The following is a 2169-nucleotide window of genomic DNA, read 5'->3' on the forward strand; positions in this document are numbered from 1 at the left end:
TGGTAACCTTAGTCACACTTTGTCGCAATTCTTTGCGTGTCTTCATGTTGTATTGGTTGAACTGATGCCGCAGATCTCACGTATCCTTTGTTAATATCTGCGACAAACAACTCAATGAGAGCCGACAATGAATGATTTAACCGAATTTGAAAAATATGTTATTGAACAAAAAGGTACTGAACGGCCTTTCAGCGGTGAATATGTTGATCATGATGCACAAGGCGTTTATTTATGTAAAAAGTGCCATGCACCTCTATATAAGAGTGAGCATAAGTTTAATGCCCATTGTGGCTGGCCTGCATTTGATGATGAAATTAAGGGAGCAGTAGAACATACTCCTGATGCCGATGGACATCGAACCGAAATTACCTGTGCACAATGTGGCGGTCATTTAGGCCATGTGTTTGAAGGGGAGCATTTAACAGATAATAATGTTCGTCATTGTGTTAATTCAGTATCTATGATTTTTAAATCCCGTGATGAATTAGCACAATCAAGTTCTGCTAAAACTTCTTACCAAAAGGCTACTTTTGGAGCCGGGTGCTTTTGGTGTGTAGAGGCTATTTTTGCTCAACTTAAAGGCGTGCACAGTGTTAAATCAGGTTATTGTGGCGGTGACGCTAAAGATGCAAATTATGATGCTGTGTGTTCTGGTAAAACCGCGCACGCAGAAGTCATTCATATTGAGTTCGATCCCGCTGTAATTCAATACGACACTCTGCTAAGTGTATTATTTGAAAGCCATGATCCGACAACACTGAATCAGCAGGGCAATGACAAAGGCCCGCAATACCGTTCGGCAATTTTTGTTCATAATAGTGAACAAGCTGATGCCGCCAATAAATTCATCAATACCTTAACTCAGCAGCAAGTATGGCCTAGACCTATTGTGACCGAAATAAGCGCGTTTGACACTTTCTATCCCGCTGAAAATTACCATGATGATTACTTTGCTAAACACGGTCAGCAACCATATTGCCAACTTGTGGTGAAGCCAAAATTTGACAAAGTGATGAGTAAATTTGCAGATAAACGTAAAGTGTAAACTAAATTTTTTGCTCTTGTGTTAGGGCTAAACATGATAAAAAAGGGGTGGTTGAATATTCAATCACCCTTTTTTTTATTATACCAATTCCATTAATTATGTGCTTAATCAGAGCCACTCAGGTTTTCCAGTTTGAGGCGCATTGTTGAAAGAATGGTTGTTCCCTTGTAAAACAATGCAACAAAGAAATGGAAAGCCTGAGTTGTAGCTCCCGCAGGGCGGGTTTCTGTATCTTCTATGCAGCATGCAGCATGCTGCTTATTGACATACGACTGCAAGGACGCAGGAGATAGAGTAACGCAGGAGCTGTTGCCGGGAACAACTATGTCTACAAACCTATTACTTGCCTAGAAGGCGCAGAACTCCCGCTGAATGACCAGATAATTATTGGAATTGGTATTATGTCCGTTTAGCCTAATTTATCGTCGGTCACTTTGTTGTGCAGATCTTCAATAAGGTAAACTTCAACCAGATCACGTGCTTTAGGAGTAGGGCTTTACAATCTTGACTTAAGTGACGTAAATGCAGACATTTTCCCCGCAGCCACATAACGTTTAGCTAAAGTATCGATAGCCTCTAATGTTGATTGATCTGCTACTCGTGAATTTTGAAAATCAATAATCACATCTTAGTTATCATTTCCAACATCAAATAATTCAAGGAAGTTAGCAACTGAGCCAAAGAATAATGGCCCATTTAAGCGATATACTTTCTAACCATTTGTATCTTCACTTATGTCAATGTTGATGTGTTTTGCATGTTCCTATGTAAACACCAAAGCAGATACGATAACACCAACAAACACAGCAAAAGTCAGATCGGTAAATACGGTTATACCGTGTTTAATCACTAGTGACTCCATTACTACTGTCATAGCACCTGTAGCGCCGGACATAATCCCCGGTCGTCCACCAATGCGGTGATTAAACCCATAATGAAGACTGCGTATAGTCCTACCATGGGTTCAACATGGGCGACGAATGCAAAGGCAACAGCTTCAGGGATAAGGGCGAGTATCACGGTTAATCCAGATAAAATATCGACTTTACTACTTGTTTAATGGCGAATGAGATCGAACATTTAACCTCTGGTTTTGTATGTAAGTTAATAAAAAGGATGTTTGC

The 2169-nt window shown here is 40.2% G+C and carries 1 protein-coding gene and 1 pseudogene; one reads left to right on the forward strand and one right to left on the reverse strand.

What is annotated here, in order from left to right; genetic code table 11:
• Positions 1 to 127 precede the first annotated feature (127 nt).
• The gene (locus CXF78_RS21160; RefSeq protein ID WP_102037866.1) at positions 128 to 1045 is read left to right on the forward strand and encodes a bifunctional methionine sulfoxide reductase B/A protein; all 918 of its coding nucleotides are present in this window, start codon (positions 128 to 130) and stop codon (positions 1043 to 1045) included.
• A 409-nt stretch (positions 1046 to 1454) separates the two neighbouring features.
• Here the strand turns inward: CXF78_RS21160 and CXF78_RS22035 are convergent.
• A pseudogene (locus tag CXF78_RS22035) lies at positions 1455 to 2083 on the reverse strand (SulP family inorganic anion transporter).
• Positions 2084 to 2169 lie beyond the last annotated feature (86 nt).

Source organism: Shewanella sp. 11B5 (assembly GCF_002836795.1).
GTDB classification, from domain to species: Bacteria; Pseudomonadota; Gammaproteobacteria; order Enterobacterales; family Shewanellaceae; genus Shewanella; species Shewanella frigidimarina.

Coding starts and splice junctions, on each gene's coding strand:
- CXF78_RS21160 (WP_102037866.1), top strand. CDS start 128: ATGAATGATTTAACCGAATTTGAAAAATATGTTATTGAACAAAAAGGT.